This is a genomic window from Streptomyces sp. NPDC048111 (assembly GCF_043202815.1).
Lineage (GTDB): Bacteria > Actinomycetota > Actinomycetes > Streptomycetales > Streptomycetaceae > Streptomyces.
The window spans coordinates 1-17,535 of record NZ_JBIDBD010000007.1 but is presented as its reverse complement, the minus strand read 5'-3'; the positions used below and the strand labels follow the sequence as shown (position 1 = coordinate 17,535).

16 protein-coding genes are annotated in these 17,535 nt (G+C 72.2%); 6 read left to right on the top strand and 10 right to left on the bottom strand.

Annotated elements, in window-relative coordinates:
- The first annotated feature begins 171 nt into the window (after positions 1–171).
- Positions 172–2,184, top strand: a complete 2,013-nt coding sequence (locus ACGF3I_RS14715) for a flavin monoamine oxidase family protein (RefSeq protein WP_393131814.1) — start codon at positions 172–174, stop codon at positions 2,182–2,184.
- 161 nt (positions 2,185–2,345) lie between these two features.
- Here ACGF3I_RS14715 and ACGF3I_RS14710 read toward each other — a convergent pair whose 3' ends face one another.
- The 4 genes from ACGF3I_RS14710 to ACGF3I_RS14695 are packed head-to-tail and all read right to left on the bottom strand — an operon-like array spanning position 2,346 to position 6,314.
- Positions 2,346–3,824: a patatin-like phospholipase family protein gene (locus ACGF3I_RS14710; protein ID WP_393131812.1), complete on the bottom strand. Its 1,479-nt coding sequence runs from the start codon at positions 3,822–3,824 to the stop codon at positions 2,346–2,348.
- A 29-nt stretch (positions 3,825–3,853) separates the two neighbouring features.
- The gene (locus ACGF3I_RS14705) at positions 3,854–4,798 is read right to left on the bottom strand and encodes a hypothetical protein (protein WP_393131810.1); all 945 of its coding nucleotides are present in this window, start codon (positions 4,796–4,798) and stop codon (positions 3,854–3,856) included.
- The gene (locus ACGF3I_RS14700; RefSeq protein ID WP_393132275.1) at positions 4,795–6,012 is read right to left on the bottom strand and encodes a beta-ketoacyl-[acyl-carrier-protein] synthase family protein; all 1,218 of its coding nucleotides are present in this window, start codon (positions 6,010–6,012) and stop codon (positions 4,795–4,797) included. The genes ACGF3I_RS14705 and ACGF3I_RS14700 overlap by 4 nt, the downstream gene beginning before the upstream one ends.
- Positions 6,009–6,314, bottom strand: coding sequence for an acyl carrier protein (locus tag ACGF3I_RS14695; protein WP_393131808.1), 306 nt, complete (start codon positions 6,312–6,314; stop codon positions 6,009–6,011). Before ACGF3I_RS14695 ends, ACGF3I_RS14700 begins: the two co-directional genes overlap by 4 nt.
- 258 nt (positions 6,315–6,572) lie before the next feature.
- Here ACGF3I_RS14695 and ACGF3I_RS14690 point away from each other — a divergent pair, with 258 nt between their 5' ends.
- The 3 genes from ACGF3I_RS14690 (at position 6,573) to ACGF3I_RS14680 (ending at position 9,612) form a co-directional block, all read left to right on the top strand.
- Positions 6,573–8,063 carry a hypothetical protein gene (locus ACGF3I_RS14690; RefSeq protein ID WP_393131806.1) on the top strand — a complete coding sequence of 497 codons (1,491 nt, stop codon included), beginning with the start codon at positions 6,573–6,575 and terminating at the stop codon, positions 8,061–8,063.
- A gap of 15 nt (positions 8,064–8,078) precedes the next feature.
- On the top strand, positions 8,079–8,834 hold the full coding sequence (locus ACGF3I_RS14685) for a hypothetical protein (RefSeq protein ID WP_393131804.1): 756 nt from the start codon (positions 8,079–8,081) through the stop codon (positions 8,832–8,834).
- Positions 8,835–9,066: 232 nt separating this feature from the next.
- A complete protein-coding gene (locus tag ACGF3I_RS14680) occupies positions 9,067–9,612 on the top strand; it encodes a hypothetical protein (protein WP_393131802.1) in 546 nt (181 codons plus the stop codon).
- Positions 9,613–9,674: 62 nt separating this feature from the next.
- Here the strand turns inward: ACGF3I_RS14680 and ACGF3I_RS14675 are convergent, their stop codons facing one another.
- Entirely contained in the window at positions 9,675–10,247 is a 573-nt protein-coding gene (locus ACGF3I_RS14675) for a GNAT family N-acetyltransferase (RefSeq protein ID WP_393131800.1), read from the bottom strand.
- Between the two features lie 138 nt (positions 10,248–10,385).
- Entirely contained in the window at positions 10,386–11,306 is a 921-nt protein-coding gene (locus ACGF3I_RS14670) for an NADP-dependent oxidoreductase (protein WP_393131798.1), read from the bottom strand.
- An 82-nt stretch (positions 11,307–11,388) separates the two neighbouring features.
- Here ACGF3I_RS14670 and ACGF3I_RS14665 point away from each other — a divergent pair, with 82 nt between their 5' ends.
- A complete protein-coding gene (locus ACGF3I_RS14665; protein WP_393131796.1) occupies positions 11,389–11,958 on the top strand; it encodes a TetR/AcrR family transcriptional regulator in 570 nt (189 codons plus the stop codon).
- A gap of 105 nt (positions 11,959–12,063) precedes the next feature.
- Here the strand turns inward: ACGF3I_RS14665 and ACGF3I_RS14660 are convergent, their stop codons facing one another.
- On the bottom strand, positions 12,064–12,210 hold the full coding sequence (locus ACGF3I_RS14660; RefSeq protein WP_393131794.1) for a hypothetical protein: 147 nt from the start codon (positions 12,208–12,210) through the stop codon (positions 12,064–12,066).
- A 176-nt stretch (positions 12,211–12,386) separates the two neighbouring features.
- On the opposite strand from ACGF3I_RS14660, the gene ACGF3I_RS14655 reads away from it, so the two are divergent.
- Entirely contained in the window at positions 12,387–13,364 is a 978-nt protein-coding gene (locus ACGF3I_RS14655) for an esterase/lipase family protein (protein WP_393131792.1), read from the top strand.
- Positions 13,365–13,491: 127 nt separating this feature from the next.
- On the opposite strand, the gene ACGF3I_RS14650 is transcribed toward ACGF3I_RS14655, so the two are convergent.
- From ACGF3I_RS14650 to ACGF3I_RS14640, 3 genes are all read right to left on the bottom strand, one after another.
- On the bottom strand, positions 13,492–14,292 hold the full coding sequence (locus ACGF3I_RS14650) for a hypothetical protein (RefSeq protein WP_393131790.1): 801 nt from the start codon (positions 14,290–14,292) through the stop codon (positions 13,492–13,494).
- Between the two features lie 132 nt (positions 14,293–14,424).
- Positions 14,425–16,563: an MMPL family transporter gene (locus ACGF3I_RS14645; protein ID WP_393131788.1), complete on the bottom strand. Its 2,139-nt coding sequence runs from the start codon at positions 16,561–16,563 to the stop codon at positions 14,425–14,427.
- 137 nt (positions 16,564–16,700) lie between these two features.
- Positions 16,701–17,219: a MarR family winged helix-turn-helix transcriptional regulator gene (locus ACGF3I_RS14640; RefSeq protein ID WP_393131786.1), complete on the bottom strand. Its 519-nt coding sequence runs from the start codon at positions 17,217–17,219 to the stop codon at positions 16,701–16,703.
- Positions 17,220–17,535 lie beyond the last annotated feature (316 nt).

The following is a 17,535-nucleotide window of genomic DNA, read 5'->3' as shown; positions in this document are numbered from 1 at the left end:
CGGCGCACAAGATCACGTGGCGGGTCGCGTGCACCGGAACGCGCCCCCCGACAGGCGCCTGAGCCAGAGCCGTCGCGCACTGCTTCCCCGCCTCACTCCTGGATGGTCCATACGGGGTAACTCGCGAAGGTGGGTGCGGCAACTGGCTTGCGGAGCTGCAAGGTTGTGGCCATGCAATCAACTGAACCGTCCGGGGCCTCCCCCCGGGGTGGCTCCCTGTCCCGACGCGGCTTCGCCGTGGGTTCCGTCGCGGCCGCGGCCACGGTCGCGGCGACTTCGGCAGTACCTGCCGCCGCCCGAGACATCTCCCTCGCGGCGCAGACCCCGTCGGCTTCGGCCTCCCTGTCCCAGCGATGTGCCGAGGTGGCACGCGCCCTGCTGCTGCGCGGACCGCAGGACCAGGATCTCGTGCCGTCCTACCTCAAGGCGCTGGTGGGCAGCGGGCTCCCCCGCTCGGCCGCGCCGCGCAAGAAGGTGCTGGTGCTGGGGGCCGGCCCGGCGGGTCTGGTGGCGACGATGCTGCTGCGTCGCGCGGGGCACACGGTCACGCTCCTGGAAGCCAATGGCAACCGCGTGGGTGGCAGGATCAAGACCTTCAGGACCGGCGGCCACGAGCAGGCCGAGCAGCCGTTCGCCGACCCGCGTCAGTACGCCGAGGCCGGCGCCATGCGCATTCCGGAGAGCCACCCGCTGGTGATGGCGCTCATCGATCATCTGGGCGTGCAGCGGCAGAAGTTCCGGCTGGTGGACCAGCACGCCGACGGCAGCGCCGCCCTGCAGACCTGGATCCATGTGAACGGTGTGCGGGTGCGCCGGGCCGACTACGCCCGCGACCCGCGGCGCGTCAACCGCTCCTTCGGGGTCCCCCGCGCGCTCTGGGACGTCCCGTCGAGCCGGATCCTCAGTGATGCCCTCGCGCCGGTCCGGGACGAGTTCAGTACGCAGGGCGCGGACGGCCGGCGCACCGACAAGCCGGTCCAGCAGCGGATCGCCGGATGGGCCCGGGTCATCGAACGATTCGGTGACTGGTCCATGCGCCGCTACCTGAGCGAGTTCGCGAAGCTGGACGAGCCCACCATCGACCTGGTGGGCTGCCTGGAGGACCTCACCTCCCGGCTGCCGCTGTCGTTCCTGCACAGCTTCCTCGACGCCGCGCTCATCAACCCGCAGACGACGTTCTGGGAGCTTCGCGGCGGCACCGCGGCCCTGCCCGACGCGCTGCTCAAGGAAGTCCGGCCTTCCCTGCACTTCAACCGGCGTGTCACGCGGATCGAGTACTGGGACCCCAACGGCGACCATTCCGCCACATCCCATGTGAGCGCCCCGGGACCGCACGTCTGGGTCGACACGGTGTCCGAGGGGCGCCAAGGGCCGCCCGTGCGCGAGCAGTTCACCGCGGACCTGGCCATCGTGACGGTGCCGTTCTCGGGTCTTCGGCACATCCAGGTCGCCCCCCAGATGTCGTACGGCAAGCGCCGGGCCGTCACCGAGCTCCACTACGACAGTGCCACCAAGGTGGTCCTCGAATTCAGCCGCCGCTGGTGGGAGTTCACCGAGGCGGACTGGAAGCGGGAGCTGGACACCATCGAGCCCGGGCTCTACGACGCCTACCGCACGGGCCGGGCGGCGTCCGACGGAAGCATGCTCGGCCGGCACGACTCCGTCACCGGGGAGCGCCTCTCCGACGACCAGCGCGCCTACTACGCCGCCTACCGCAACGTCACCCGGGACCAGCCGGCCGCCGTCGGGGCGCTCGGCGGAGGGTCGGTCAGCGACAATCCCAACCGGTTCACCTTCAACCCCTCCCACCCCGTCGCGGGCAGCCCCGGCGGCGTGGTGCTCGCGTCGTACACCTGGGCCGACGACGCGATGCGCTGGGACGCCTTCGACGACGACGCCCGCTACCCGCACGCCCTGTCCGGGCTCCAGGAGATCTACGGTCAGCGCATCGAGGTCTTCTACACCGGGGCGGGCCGGACGCAGAGTTGGGCACGGGATCCCTACGCGTACGGCGAGGCATCCGTGCTGCTCCCGGGTCAGCACACCGAGCTGTTCCATGACATCGCCGCCCCCGAAGGCCCGCTGCGTTTCGCCGGCGACCACACGTCGCTGAAGCCCGCCTGGATCGAAGGAGCCATCGAGTCGGGCGTGCGGGCCGCGATCGAGGTGCACACCTCGTCCTGACCGCGCCGGCGGGTCCATCTGCCCGCGCCGCCGCCACGGCCGGTGCGCACCCGCGCCCGTCCAGGGGGCCCGCAAGTGCGCACCGGTTCGCTGTCAGGAAACCGCGCAGAGCAACTGGCCTGCTTGCCGGGCCAGTTGAGGGCATTCCGTAGCGGCCACGGTCAGGATGTGCGACGGGCCGTGCCGCCGAAGAGCAGGTTGCCCACACAGCCGGGTTCGTCACTGGTGAAGTAGTCGTGGAACGACTCGCTCAGTTCGTCCAGACTCGTCATGCCGTCTCCGTTGGTGTCCAGTCGGCGCGCGAGGTGCCCGGCGTCCTGTTCGTCGGCCCCCAGGACTTGAAGGAGCCGGCGCGTCTCCGCCGCGTTGAGGAGTCCGTCCTGGTCGTCGTCGGCGGCCATCAGGATCGCGGTGACGGACGGGAGGATGCATGTGTCGTAGGCGGTGGCCGTGCGGACGAGCTGTGACAGGGCCGCGGTGAACGTCTCCTGCCGCAGCGTCGCCGAGGGGGGTGCGCCCGCCTCGGCCGTCACACCGCGCCAGTACGTGACGAACGCGTCGCGCAGCGCGCGGGCCTGGAGGCTGTCCGTCTCGTGGCCGAGCAGCGCCGCCATCCGCGTCCCGGCGGCAGTGAAGTCCGCGGCGGTGACGGCTCCGTCCGTGTCGTGGTCGAAGAGGACGAACTGCCGGCGGTGCTTCTCCGCCACCATCGGGGGGACCTTCCCGTTCGCTGCGCGCTCGGGGAAGGGCGTGGATGCCGTCCGGCGGGGGATGACGGGCTGTCGCGCCAGGCGCTCGTCCAGGTAGCGGCTGGTGGCCGCGTAGCTCAGGTCGATACGGCGGTGGATGGCGGTCAGTTGACGGCGCCTGGTGGGCCAGGGCAGTTCCTCGGCCTGGCCGAACTCGTCCTCACCGCTGGGCAGCACATGGATGCGGACCCCGTCGGGGCGGCTGTTGAGCACCTGGTGCAGGTGGTGGCGACGGGAGACTTCGAAGATGGTGGCGCCCAGTTGCCACGGGGTGCGCGCGGGGCGCAGCGGGCGTTCGTTCTGGCGCATGCGCAGGACGTAGATGGTGCGGGCGCCACTGGCCACGGCCCGCGCCAGCGGAACGGATTCGGTGACTCCGCCGTCGACGTAGTGCTCGGCGCCGATCCTGACGGGCGGCCACAGGCCCGGCACCGCGCTGGAGGCAAGGAGCGCGGGGACCAGCGGGCCCGAGTCGAAGTAGCGTACGGTGGCGCGCTCGATGGACGCGGCGACGCACTGGTAGGGGACCTGGAGCTCCTCGATTCTGCCGGGTCGCGGGAAGTGGTCGGCGAGGAGGCCCCGTACGGCCGTGTTCGACTTCATCTCCGGTCGCAGGGTGAGCGCCTTGAGCAGGCTGCTCGGGGTAATCCCCATGACGCGGCGGTTCACGAAGTCGTCCCAGAACCTCACCATCTCCTCGCACACCGAGAGGGTGGGGTTCCTGGCGACCATGGCGCCCTGGATCGATCCGATGGACGTGCCGACGACCAGGTCGGGGGTGATTCCGCGTTCGAGGAGGGCACGGACCATGCCCACCTGATGGCCTCCCAGGGCGCCCCCGCCGCCGAGCACGAAGGCGACCTCGGGGGTGGTGATGTGTCGGTCTGTCATCTGCGCGGCCTCTCCTGCGTACGGTCCGGTCACGACGGGGACGTGCTCGGGAACGACGTGCTCCTCCGTGCCGGGTCGAGCACCGGGGCACCGGCGGGCAGACGGGCACGGGCGATCCACTCGTCCATGGCCGCCCACCGCCGGTCGAGCCACGCTGCGATCGCCGCGGGCTCCCGGGGCACCTCGGCCGCCGGGGTGTGCCACCAGGCGAGGTGCACCCGGCCCCCGGCGGCCGGCGGATATCCGAGGTCCGTCAGGCAGCTGAGCGGATCCTCCAGGCCCGTGTGCCCCACGATGACGACGTCCGCGGCGGCGGCCTGGGCGATCACCCGCGCCGCCCCGGCGGACACGGGCGGCAGGACGTGCTTCAACCGACGTGCCCACAGCGCCCGTTCGGGGTCCGATGCGTGCAGCGCGGCCAGCGCCGCGCGCCGTCGTCCGGCACTCATGTGCGCGCCCTCGGGGAAGAAGGCGAGCGCGTCGCGCGGGCCGAGTGCCTGTGCCTGGCGGATGAGGAACCGCATCGCTCGGGCCGGGCCGTGCCGGTTCCACCGGATGAGGGCGACCCGGAGCGGGCGCAGCAGCAGGGCGACGGCCGGGTCCCCGGCCGGCAGGAGGCGTCCCACCGAGATCAGGTCGCGCCCGAGTGCATGGCCTGCGAGCAGCGCCAGGAGCTGCGTGTTGAACGGGCCGGCGTGGCGCACCAGAACGATGACCGGCCGGTCGGCCGGAAGGACCGGCGCCGGGTGGCTGCCGTGGAGGACGAGCCCCGCCCTGGCCAGGCCCGAGGTGAACAAGCGGTGACTGAGGCGTACGAGAAGCTCTTCACGGGCGCGGGCTCCACGCGCGCGGCCCGTCAACACGGCCTGCAGCGCCGGGAGTTCGAAGTGGACGAGGTAGGCCCGTGCGAGCTGGAGACAGCGCTTTGCCGCGCTCGCGCGTGACAGCGCGCCGCCGCGGCCGGGCCCTCTCACGGCGCCGTCACCACCAGCGCCGCGTTCTGCCCGCCGAAGCCCACGGAGTGGGTGACGACCGTGGTGACGGGAGCGCTGGTGGTGGACCGGACCAGCTGGAGGTCGATTTCGGGGTCCGTGTCGTGCAGGTTGGCGGTGCCCGGGATGGTCCGGTGCTCGATCGACAGGACCGAGCACACCGCCTCGATGGCGCCCGCGGCCCCCAGGCTGTGCCCGATGACACCCTTGACCGAGGTGACCGGTGGACGGTGCGGGAAGACCTTCACCAGCGCCAGTGCCTCGGCCGCGTCACCGCGGGGCGTCCCGGTGGCATGGGCGTTGACGTGGTCCACCTCCGACGGGGACACGCCGGCGTCGGCCAGGGCGCCGCGCATCGCCCGTTGCAGTCCGAGGCCCTCCGGGTGGGGCGCCACCATGTGGTGGGCATCGGCGGTCTCTCCGTGCCCCGCGATCCGGGCACGGACACGCGCCCCGCGCGCCAGCGCATGCTCCTCGCGTTCGAGGACCAGCATCCCCGCGCCTTCGGCCAGCACGAAGCCGTCCCGGCGGGCGTCGAACGGGCGGGACGCGCTCCGCGGGTCCTTCGCGCGCGACAGTGCGCCCAGCTGGGCGAAGCCCGTCGCCGTCAGAGCGGTGAGCGGCGCTTCGGCGCCGCCGGCGACGACGATGTCGCAGCGCCCGGCGCGCAGCAGGTCGAGGGCGACGCCGATCGCCGAGGTGCCCGAAGCGCAGGCGGTCGACACCGTCAGGCACGGGCCGGTGATGCCGTGTGCGATCGCGGTCTGACCGGCGGCCATGTTCGACAGGTACTGCGGCAGGACGAGCGGCGAGACAGCTCGTGCCCCACGGCTGAGCATCGTCTCCTGGGCCGGGAGGCAGACGTCGAGCCCTCCCATCGCATTGCCCAGGACCATGCCCACCCGTGTCCCGTCCCACGTGGCGGGATCGAGCCCCGCGTCGGCGAGGGCCTCCGCCGTCGCGGTGAGGGCGAACTGACCGAACCGCGCCGTGCGGCGGGCCCGCTCGGCCCCGAGTGCGGCTTCGGCGTCGAAGCCGGGTACGCGGCAGACCAGTTGGACCGGTGACGGTGCGAGCGAGGCGTCCGTCCTGCCCGCTCCCCGCCCGGCGCAGATGCCCGCCCAGCTCTGCGGCACGCCGATGCCGGCCGGTGTCACCAGGCCGAGCCCGGTGACCGCGGCGGGGACCCCGGTCAGCGGCTCAGCCCCTTCTCCAGAAGCGTGACCAGCTCCTTGACCGTTGCGGCGCGCGCCGCCCGGTCGCCGTCGACCTTGCCCGCGTAGGAGTTCTCCAGCGCGACGGCGAGTTCGGCGCGGGCCAGGGAGTCCAGGTCCGTCAGGCGGGTGTCGGGGGTGAGGTGGTCGGCGGGGATCCTCAGGGTCTCCGAGATGAGCGTGCGGACTTCGGTGAACACGGGCATCCCCATGGCGCTCCAGTCGATCTGCGGGACGGCGACCAGGGCGGGCCGCTGTACCCATACGAGCCCCTCCAGGGCCATCCGGCCTCCCCGTTGCTCCAGCCGGACGCATGGCTCCCCGGCCCTCACGGCGCGCCACCCCCACCCCACCCGTCCCGTGGGCGCGCCGACGGGGCACACCTGTCGTGGTCCGCGACGAGATGGCGGCGCGCGAGCACGACCATCCATCAGAGTGATGGTGATCTGAAAATAGGACTTGTCACGGCATGCCTCCGGCCGGATCGCCACCCTCGCGGCAACCATTCCCCTCTACGAGGCCGTCGACCGAGAGGCACCGGGATGAGGCTGTGGACCGGGCGTCCGACGAGTCGGCGAACAGCGCTGCTGGCCGTCTCCACGTTCGGGACCGCGCTGATCGCCGCCCTGGCGGATCAGGTCCCGACAGCGTTGGCCGGCGGCACCGGGGATCACATCCTGCAACTGACGGTCACCGTCAACACCCGTCCCGGGCTCGGTGCGCTGGATCCCGGGATCAGGGTCGGCAGCCCCGTGGTCAAGGTCTACCGGCTGACCAATCAGGGCGGGGCGGACATCACCTCGATCCGCCTGAACGACCCGGACGTGCCCTCTTCGGCGATCCACTGCGGGGGTGGCGCACGCCACCACCCCGGCGGCCTGCGCGCGCTGACGGGCATCACGTGTACGGCCACCCTTCCCGCCACCTCCGGCGCCCACGCCCACTGGGTCACCGCGTCCGGCTCGATCCCTTCGCTGGGGATGCGGGTGAAGGCCTCCGCACGCAGCGGTTACGCGGGCATCGCCGGGCAGCTCGCGTTGGCCGAGTCCGCCCGCGTCACGAGCTTCACCGAGGCGGAGGTCCGCTACGTCCTGAGCAACCCGGGCGACAGGACGGTGTACGACGTCCGGCTCGGCGACCCGGAGCTGAACCCCGACGCCCTCGACTGCGCCGGCCGGGCGGACGTGCCCGAACTCCCGCCCGGCGCCTCGGTGACGTGTACCGGGCGGGCCGCACGCCCGCCGGGCCTGTACAAGAGCGCGGGCACGGCTACCGGCAGCGACCGTCACGCGACCCTGAACCCGGCGGGCGGCAGCGAACCGCCCCCCGTCCTGACCGCCCGCGCCACCGCTTCCTTCACTCTCGACCAGGTGGCCGTTCCCCCCGCGCCGCCACAGCCCCCCGGCCCGGGGGCGACCCCGCCGGGACGTGCCCGCGGTACGGCGGACCTGCAACCGCCCGGCGCACCGCGGGCACCGGGTCAGGCCCGGGCACCGCGTACGGGCGTCCTGCCTCCCGGCGCCCGGGCGGCGGGGCCCCGGGCGGGAGCGCTTGGTCAGGCGCCCGGGGGCGCGGGCGCGGCGGCCCCGCCGCCGTTCGACGCGCGTCTGGCGCCGCCCCCCGTCGGCGTCCTGGCGCCACAACCACCGGGCGCCGCGCCCGGCACCGGCGCGGAACCCGGCACGGGCGCGGCACCCGGCACCGGCGCCGCGCCCGCCGTACCGCCCCCCGTCGGCGCGGCGCCGCAACCGCCCGCCGCACCCACGACCGAGGAGGTCTCGCCGGCGGAACCGCCCGGGGAGCGTCCTGTGGGGCCCGCGCAGGTGCAACCCCGCACGCCGGTACAGCCACCCGCTCCGGTGTCGCCGGCCAAGCCGAAGGTGCCGCACGCCGACGAGCAACAGACGTCACTGCTCGGCGCGTTGCACCGTCATGCCCAGAAGCACCGCGCGCTCTCGCTCATGGCCCTCCTGCTCATCTTCCTCGTCCCCGCAGCGCTCGCAGCGGTACTTCTGGGTTCACGCCGCCCCTGATCCAAGGGAATCCCCGTGCCTGATGCCTTGCAAAGCCTCGCCATCGTCCTCGGAGTGGCCATGCTCGCCGCCGCGGCCGTCGTGGCCAAGGGCCGCTTCTTCCCCGCGGATCCGGACGAGGAGCCGCGCGAGGACGTCGCCGAGTACATCTCCATGATGGTCGGCGTCCTGTACGCCCTCGTCCTGGGCCTCGCCCTGGTGACCGTATGGGACACCAACAGCCAGGCGTCCTCCCACGTACAGGCGGAAGCCGGCGCCCTGCACGAGATCTCGCTGCTCGCCGAGACCCTGCCGCCGGCCCAGCGGGACCAGGTGCGGACCGTCTCCGAGCAGTACGCGCACCACGTCGTCGCCACCGAGTGGCCCCGGATGACCTCCCGCGAGTCCCTCGGCCCCGAGGGCTGGACGATGCTGGACCGCCTGCGCTCCGGCACCAGGCTCCCCGCGACGGCCACGCCCGGCCAGCAACTCGCCGCCCAGGAACTTCTCTCCCAGCTGGGCACCCTCGACGAGGCACGCCGCGGACGGGAGGCGGACGCGCAGAGCAGCCTGTCCCCCGTCCTGTGGCTCGGCCTGATCCTGGGAGGCGTGCTGACGGTCGCCTTCATGTTCATCTTCGGCATCCAGCGCAGCTTCACCCATGTCGTGATGGTCATGGGCCTGGCCGGCCTCATCACGTTCCTCGTGCTGCTCATCCACCAACTCGACTCGCCTTTCGGCGAGGTGCTGGGAACCGACGCCTCGGCGTTCGCTCGCTACTTCCACCGGTGAGGTGGCCGGTGCGAAGGCGGGGTGGTCGTCGGTCGCCGTAGGGTCCGGACTTCCGTGGCAGGTCGTGCCGTCCGTCTGCGGAGTGGTCGTGGGAGGTACGGCGTGGTTCCTCCATCAAGATTTGCGGCGCGGGCGGATTTAGGGCGGGGGCCGGGGGGGCCGCCGGGACGAACGAGAGCCCTTGAGTACCCGTACTCAGGACACGGCCGCCGCATTGGGATGAGGTGGAGGCATGCCTCGATCCCTGCCTCACACCTGGGCGCTGCGCGCCACCGCACTGCTCGCCGTGGTGGGCACCACAACGGCCTGCGCCAGAACCGTCGACCCCTCCGCGAGGTCGGACCGACAGGCGTGGAAGGCGATGTACCAGCCCACACTGGACGCGGTGGCCGCCGTTGCCCCCGGCATCAAGCCGGACGAGTTCCCCGACGGGCACAGCGGGTGTCACCCGAGCGACTTCATCGGCGACTCCACGGACGAGAGTGAGGTCATCGGGTCCGCCTCCATCAGCCTCGACACACTTCCGTCGGACAAGCGCTCGCCGACCCAGCTCGCCCGCGAGGTCGCCACGCGGATGGAGGCCAAAGGGTGGAAGGCGTCACGTTCTGGCGGCGTCTCAGCGGTGGACGGTGAGGTCTCCATACGCCTGGAGATGCCGGGCTCAGGCACCGCCGACGTCACAGCAGACCATCAAGTCCCCGCTCAGGCACCGCCCTTCAACCGAGTATCAGTCGCCCTGGTCACCGAATGCCTGCGCAATGACGACTGGCATGGATGACCCGACGTCACGGTCCCGGAAGCGGGTGGTCTTGCTGGTCGAGCGGTGTCGGAGGACATGGTTCAGCGGCCCGCCGGAAGCGTGGTCACCGGGTTCCAGTCGCGGCGCAGGAGTCCGAAGACCCAGGAGTCGGAGACCTCGCCGTTGACGACGCAGTCCTCGCGCAGGGTGCCCTCGCGGACGAAGCCGAGCTTCTCCAGGACCCGGGCGGACGCCAGGTTGCGGGTGTCGGTCTCGGCCTGGACGCGGTTCAGGTCCAGGGTGTCGTACGCCCAGCGCAGCGCGGCGTGCGCGGTCTCCGTGGCATAGCCCTGGCCCCACGCGGCGGCGTCGAAGACGTAACCCAGGGAGGCGCTGCGGAAGGTCGCGTTCCATTGCGTCAGGCCGCACCAGCCGATGAACGCGCCATCGGAAACGCGGTCCACGGCCCACCGCGCTCCCGTGCCTTCCTCCTCGATCCTGCGGCAGACCGCGATGAAGCGCTGGGCGCGGGCCGGTTCGGTCCAGGGTGGGGAGTCCCAGTAGCGCAGCACGTTGGCGTCGCTGTGCAGCGCGTAGAGCGGCGCCGCGTCGGCATCGGTGAACGGCCGCAACCGTAGGCGGGCGGTGGGCAGTTCGGGGGCGGGCCATGTCATGGAGGGCATCCTGCCGTGTCAGGCCCGCCCCCGGCCATGCGTTTTGTCCGGGCCGAACGGAGCGTGGCGTACGGCCGCAACGGGCCTGGGCCCGGTCAACAGCGCGTGGCGTACGTTCACGACGGGCCCGGGCGCGGTTCACAGCGCGATCACGATTTTGCCGTGGACATGCCGTTCGGCCTGTGTCGTCACGGCTTCGCGTATGCGCTCGACCGGGAAGGTCGCCGCGATCGGCACGGTGATCCCGCCGGCGCGGATGGCGTCGGTGATCCGCCGCAGGGACCCCGGACTCGCGTCGAGGGCGCCCGCCGTGCGGACACCTGAAGGCGGGGCGGGGCCGTCGGCCACGACCGAGATTCGCTCGGGTGCGACGCCGAGTTCGAGCGCGGTCTCGGCCGCTTCGCGCCCGAACAGGTCGGCCGCGGCGGTGATGCCCTCGGGTGCGACGGCCAGTACCCGGTCCGCCAGGCCGGGCCCGTACGCCACGGGTTCGGCGCCGAGTCGGCGCAGGAACTCGAACGTGCCCCGGGAGGCGGTGCCGAGCACCCGGGCTCCCGCAAGCCTCGCCAGCTGCACCGCGAAGATGCCCACGCCGCCCGCCGCCCCACCGATCAGCACGGTGTCTCCGGCACGGAGCCCGGTCGCCGCTAGCGCCGCACAGGCCGTCAGGCCGGAGACCGGTAGCGTGGCCGCCACCTCGTCGCCGATGCCCTGCGGGGTGTGCCACAGATGGGCAGCCGGTGTCTTGACCAGGACGAAGTCGACGATGGAGCGCCCGATGGCGGCCCCGTACACCCGGTCTCCGGTGGTGAACCCCGTGGCTCCGGTGCCCACTTCGTCCACCACGCCGGCGAAGTCACTGCCGAACCCAGCCGGCAGGGATATCCCGAACCGCGCCGCCATCGCGGGCTGCCTGGCGATCTGCCAGTCCATCGGGCTCAGTCCGGCGGCCGTGACACGCACGCGCACCTCGTCCGGCGTGGCGTGCGGCTCGGGTATCTCCCGCAGTTCGAGTACGTCGGGACCGCCGAACCGCTGGTAGCGCACAGCTCTGCTCATGGGTGACCTCTCCGGCCAGTGATGGGACTTGGTCTCATCGACCGTACACGAGTGATGGGACCAAGTCCCGTACACTGCTCCCATGGCTCGCTGGCAACCCGACGCACCAGGACGACTCGCCGCCGCCGCTCTCGATCTCTTCGAGGAGCAGGGCTACGAGAGCACGACCGTGATCGAGATCGCGCAGCGCGCGGGGCTCACCAAGAGCACGTTCTTCCGGTACTTCCCGGACAAGCGAGAGGTGCTCTTCGGTGGGGGCACGGTGACCGACCTGCTCGTCGAAGGGATCACCTCGGCGCCGCCGACGGCCGGGGCCCTGGACGCGGTGGCGTACGCCCTCGATGCGCTCGGCCGGACGTTCTTCACCGGCGACCGCCGGGAGTTCAGCGGCCGGCGCCAGGCCGTACTCGACGCCCATACGGAACTGCGTGAGCGCGAAGCCCTGAAGAGGATCGATCTCACCGCCTCGATGATCGAGGCGCTCGGCCGCCGCGGAGTCCCGGACCTCGACGCACGTGTGGCCGCCCAACTGGGCACGCTCGTATGGGAGATCGCCCACGACCGGTGGATCCGAGCCGACAGGGGCGAGGACTTCGGGGCACTGGCCCGGCAGGCGCTCGCCGAGGTACGGGGGGCCGACGCACTGCGCTGAGGCCCGGCGGTTCGCCCTACACCCGTACGTCCGTGCCCCGCCGCGCCCAGACGGCCGGCACATGGCCACGTGCCTGGACAGTCCAGGCGAGCGCCCCGAGGACGGTCAGCTCCTGGTGGGCCGGAGTTGCAACGGCGCGGCGAGCCGGCCCTCGGACTCGACGGCGACGGGCGCGGCCAACCGGGCCTCGGGCTCGACGGCGACATCGGGCCGGGCCGACACCCCATGTGCCGGACCGGTCCGGCTCGGCACCCCGCATGCGTGCGAGCGCGGGCCCGACGGGCTCAGCGATCGGTGCGTACGGCACCCGCCCGGGTGAGTCCGCGTGACCCCGTCCCGTTCGACGCGTTCCCCTGGGCGGTGCCCCGGCCCGGTCCACGCGCGGTCGGCCCTCCCGTCCCGGCCCGTCCAACCCGTGAGGTCCCGCGATGCCCCAGCGATTCGGTGCGACCGCCGTCGCAGCCGCCGCATGTTCCCTCGCCCTCCTGCTGGCCGCCCCCGCCGCGACGGCCCGTGGGGGCGGCCATCGGCCCGACCACGGCACCTTCGTGGGAGCCCTGGCAGCCACCGTGCTGTCGCCGGCGGTCGCCAACTCCCGTCCCCCGGGCGCCCAGACGGACCCCGAACAGCCCTGTCCGCCCGGGGCGGACCGCCGGGCGCACCCGCGGCCCGTCGTGCTGATCCACGGCACCGCGGAGAACGCGTACGACAACTGGAACGTCATGGCCCCCGCCCTGGCCGACGCGGGCTACTGCGTCTACGCCATCAACTACGGTGCCACCGGCCCCCTCACGGCGATCGGCGCGAAGGCGACCGGCCCCATCGAGGAGTCCGCCAAGGAGCTGGCGGCCTACGTCGACCGCGTGCTGCGCAGCACAGGGGCCCGCGCGGTGGATCTCGTCGGTCACTCCCAGGGGGCCGGCCCCATGCCACGGCAGTACCTGAAGTTCGAGGGCGGCGCCGCGAAGGTCCACCGGCTGGTCGGGCTCGCTCCTGACAACCACGGTACGACCGTGGACGGGCTCGGCACCGTGTTCAGGCTGGTCGCCCCGGTGACGGACGCGGTGGCGGGGCCCGCGACCCTGGAGCAGGTGACCGGCTCGCGGTTCCTGGCCAGGCTCAACGCCGGGGGCGACACCCGGCCCGGAGTGAAGTACACGGTCGTGGCGACCACGTACGACAAGGTGGTCACCCCGTACACCTCCGGCTTCCTCACCCCTTCGGCCGGTGAGCCGGGGGCGGTCACCAATCTCACCCTCCAGGGGGTGTGCCCGGGCGACACATCGGGGCACGTCGCCATCGCGTACTCCCCCAACGCCGTCAACCTGACGCTGGACACCCTGGACCCGGCCCGGCACGCCGCCTGGAGCTGCAAGAGCTTCCTCGCCGTTCCTCCCCTGCCGTAGGCGAGCGGCACTAGGAGGGGCCCGGGTGACGAACTGTTGCCCGGCAGTTCGTCTCTGCCGGGCCCTTCAGATGCTCCGGGTTACGGGAGGAACCGCGACCACATCACTGCCGGATGTCCGGTCCTCCTCAGGCCGCGCGGCGCTTGCCGTCGCCGTCACAGGGGAGCTGAATGGCCGGGTGGTGGGCGAGGAAGTCACGGTTGGCCTGGCGCTCCACCTCGCCGATCGCCGTGGGCTTGACGTCGATGATGCCGCCGAAGGGCCGGTCCACGTCCCTGATGATGACCAGCATCGTCGTCAGCAGCGCGGTGATCACCGCCAGAGTGATCACTTGACCCCGGTTGTTCTTGCGGGGCACACAGATGCCGAGCGCCAGCACGGTGATGAACAAGGTGGCGAGAAGGAACCAGAAGAAGGCGCTGGGGATGCTCGCACTCGCCTGCGTGAGGCGCTCGTCCCGCTCGTCGGAGCGCTTGTTGTCGGCGGCGATCAGCATGCCGAAGACGGGCTTGCCCTCCAGCGGGCGGAACGTCTCGCGGACATCGGTGGACCAGACGCTCGGCCCGGACGAACCCGTGCCGTTCGACATGGCCGGCCATTCCTGCGCGCGCACCGCCCGGGCGTAGCACACGGCGTCGGCCTGGATGCGTGCGCGTTGCGGGTCGGGGGCGTATTCGGCGGTCTCCACGAGTTGGTCGAGGGCCCGCGCCTCTCCGCGTGAGGCGACCTCCGCCTTGCCGTACGAGCCGTTGGCCGTGACCAGTACGAAGGCGAGGAGCAGGACGGTCAGGGTGAGGAGCGGCCCGACGAGGTCCTTGACGGCCATGCCCGTGTCGTCGTCCTCGCTGAGCAGTCTCGGCCGCAGCCAGCGGTTGGCCGCAAGTCCGGCGAGCAGGGCGATGACGGCGATGACGATGACGAGGGCCACGCGGGGCCACCTCCGGGAGTCTCGGCATGATGAGCCTGCCGCAGGCACGGGCGAGGCGTCGTGATCATGCCGTCGCCGCCGCCCCGCCCCGCCCCGACCGAAAAAACGATCATCCGCCTTCGAACGGAGGACTCACCTTCCGCCAGAAGGCGGCTGGCCGGGGCTGCTTCCCTGTCCGGCTTCCTGCCCCGGCCCGCGCGTACGCCGGCTCAGGCTGCCCGGCCACCACGCCGCCGGCCCGATGTCCCGGACGAGTGCCGGCACGAGCAGCGAGCGCACGACGAGGGTGTCGAGGAGGACGCCGAAGGCCACGATGAACGCGATCTGTACGAGGAAGGCGAGCGGGATGACCGCGAGCGCGGCGAAGGTCGCCGCCAGCACGACGCCGGCCGACGTGATCACTCCTCCCGTGGCCACGAGGGCCTTGAGGATTCCCTCGCGCACTCCGTGCTCCAGGGATTCCTCCCGCGCCCGGGACATGAGGAAGATGTTGTAGTCCACGCCGAGGGCGACGAGGAAGACGAATCCGTACAGCGGCACGGAGGCGTCGGTGCCGGAGAAGCCGAGCGCATGGTGGAAGACGAGTGAGGAAATGCCCAGCGTGGCAAGGAAGTTGAGGGCGACGGACGCGACGAGGAGCAGCGGGAGCAGGAGAGAGCGGAGCAGTCCGATGAGGATGATCAGGATGATGGCCAGGACGACGGGGACGATCAGCGTGCGGTCGCGTTCGGCCGTGTGCTGGGTGTCGTACTGCTGGGCGGTGTAGCCGCCGACCAGGGCGTGGGCTCCGTCGATGGAGTGCAGGGCCGGGCGGAGGCGGGCGATGGTGGCCTTGGCCGCGTCGCTGTCGGCCGGGTCCTGCAGGGTGACGTCCACCCGGACGGCGCCGTCCACGACGTACGGGGCTCCGCCGGGCCGGCCCTGCGCGCCGACGGCCGAGGCGTCGGCGACACCGCGGGTCGCTTTGGCCCGGGCGATGACCTGCCGGCTGCGGTCCGCGTCGGCGATCACCACGGCGGGGTTGCCGGAGCCGCCGGGGAAGTGCTCGGCGAGGGTGGCCTGTGCGGCGACGGACGGCGCGTCGTTGACGAAGATCTCGTCCAGGGGCACGCCCTTGGCGTTCAGGGTCGGAGCGAAGGCGGCGCACGCGATCAGCCCCACCAGCGCGACGGCCCAGATCCTGCGCGGCGCCCTTTCCACCCGGGCGGCGATGCGGCGCCACACCCCGTGCCCGCCTCCGGCGCCCTCGGCGGGCCGGGGACGGGCCGGCCAGTAGGCGGCTCCGCCGAGCAGCACCAGGACCGCGGGCAGGAAGGTCAGCGTGCTCAGTACCGCGCAGACGATCCCGATGGCGCCGACCGGGCCGAGCGCCCGGTTGTTGGTGAGGTCGCTCAGCAGGAGCGCGAGCAGGCCGAGGACGACCGTGGCGGCGCTGGCCACGATCGCGCCGGCGGATCGCCGCAGGGCCGCGCGCATCGCGGCGAACCGGTCGGCGCCGGCGGCGAGTTCCTCGCGGAAGCGGGCGGTGAGGAGGAGGGCGTAGTCGGTGGCGGCCCCGATGACGAGGATGGAGAGGATGCCCTGGACCTGTCCGTCGACGCGCACCAGATCGTGGTCGGCGAGTACGTAGACGATCGCGCAGGCGGCGCCGAGTGCGAACACGGCGCCCAGGATGATCACGAAGGGCAGCAGGATGCTGCGGTAGACCAGCAGCAGGATGACCAGCACGGTGATGAGGGCGACCACGAGCAGGAGGCCGTCGATGCCGGCGAACGCCCCGGACAGATCGGCCTGGCTGGCGGCCGGCCCGGCGATGGCGACGGTGGTGCCGGTGACGCGGGAGGCCTTCTCCTTGACGGCGTCCAGCGTGTCCGGGAGGTCGTCGCCGAGGTCGGGACGCAGTTGCACCACGCCCTGGAGGGCCTTGTGGTCACCGGAGGCGACGGCGGGGGAAACCTGTCCCGCAAGCCCCGGTGCACCGCGCAACGACGCCAGGGCGCGGGTGGCCTGGCGTTGCTGATCGTCGTTGAGCGGCCCGTTGCCCGGAGCGGTCCATACGACGATGGCGGGCAGGGTCTCGTTCTCCTGGAAGGCGCGTCGCGCGTCGATCACGCGGGTCGATTCCGCGTTGCGCGGCAGGAAGGCCGCCTGGTCGTTGGTGGCGACCTGCCCGAGCTTTCCGGCGAAGGGGCCGAGGGCGCCGCCGATGACGAGCCAGACGATCAGCAGGACGACAGGCACGAGCCAGCGGGTGGCACGGGTACGGAGCATGGTTCTCCCGGGTCGACGGCCAAAGAAGCTCGATGAGAAAGTATCTCAATCATTGAGTTAAATGGTGGAGGGAATCGCACCCGGCAGGTGCTGGCTCCGTCCGCGCTGCGATGTGGCGCCGGGGAAGGGGGCGCCGACTACGCCTGCGGGCGGCGGGTCTCCTCCAGCTCCTCGTTCAGGGTGCCCAGAAAGCGCAGGACCACCGCCAGTTCCTCGTCACTGAAACCGCGCCGCACGCGCTCGGTCGCCTCCGCGAGGGGGCTGAAGTGGGAGCGGGCACGCGTCTGGGCACCCGGCACGTAGCGCAGGTGGACCACCCTGCGGTCCGTGCTCTCCCGCACGCGGGTGATGTGCCCGGCGCGCTCCAGCCGGTCGACGCACGCACTGACCGCGCCGGAGGTGAGACCCAGGCGCCGGCGCAGGAGGCTGGGGGTGAGCGGATCCTTCGCGTCGAGGATCGCGGAGAGGGCCTGGACGTCGGTGGGATGCAGGCCCTGCCCCGCCGCGAAGCCGTGGATGAGCCGGTTGACTTCGCCGTTCAGGCGGCGCAACTGGACGGCCAGCGCCTGGAGATCCGGATGCGGGGCGTCCCGCGCCGCCTTCCGGCTCGTACGATCTCCCGCTCCACGGGCCCCATCAGGTTCACGACTGTCCACGTGCACACCGTAGCCCGGCGGGCCCGGGCGGTCCCGGTGCGCCCGGCGCACGCGGGGCGGCGGCTCCCGGGCGCCGGAGCCGCCGGGCTCTGCCCCGCGTACCGGTGCGCCATTCGTCCATCGCACAATTGATGTGCTCTACCGACTTCCTGACAGTGATTCAGAGGTCGGCAGCGGCAGGCAAGAAGGCCGAAGAGAGACCCTACGTACCGAGGATGCCCATGTGGACTGCCCTGGAGCCCCCCGCCACCACCGTCGCCCCCGGTGACAGCGCCGTCGTCAGGCTGCGGGTGCGCAATACGGGGGACACCGTCGA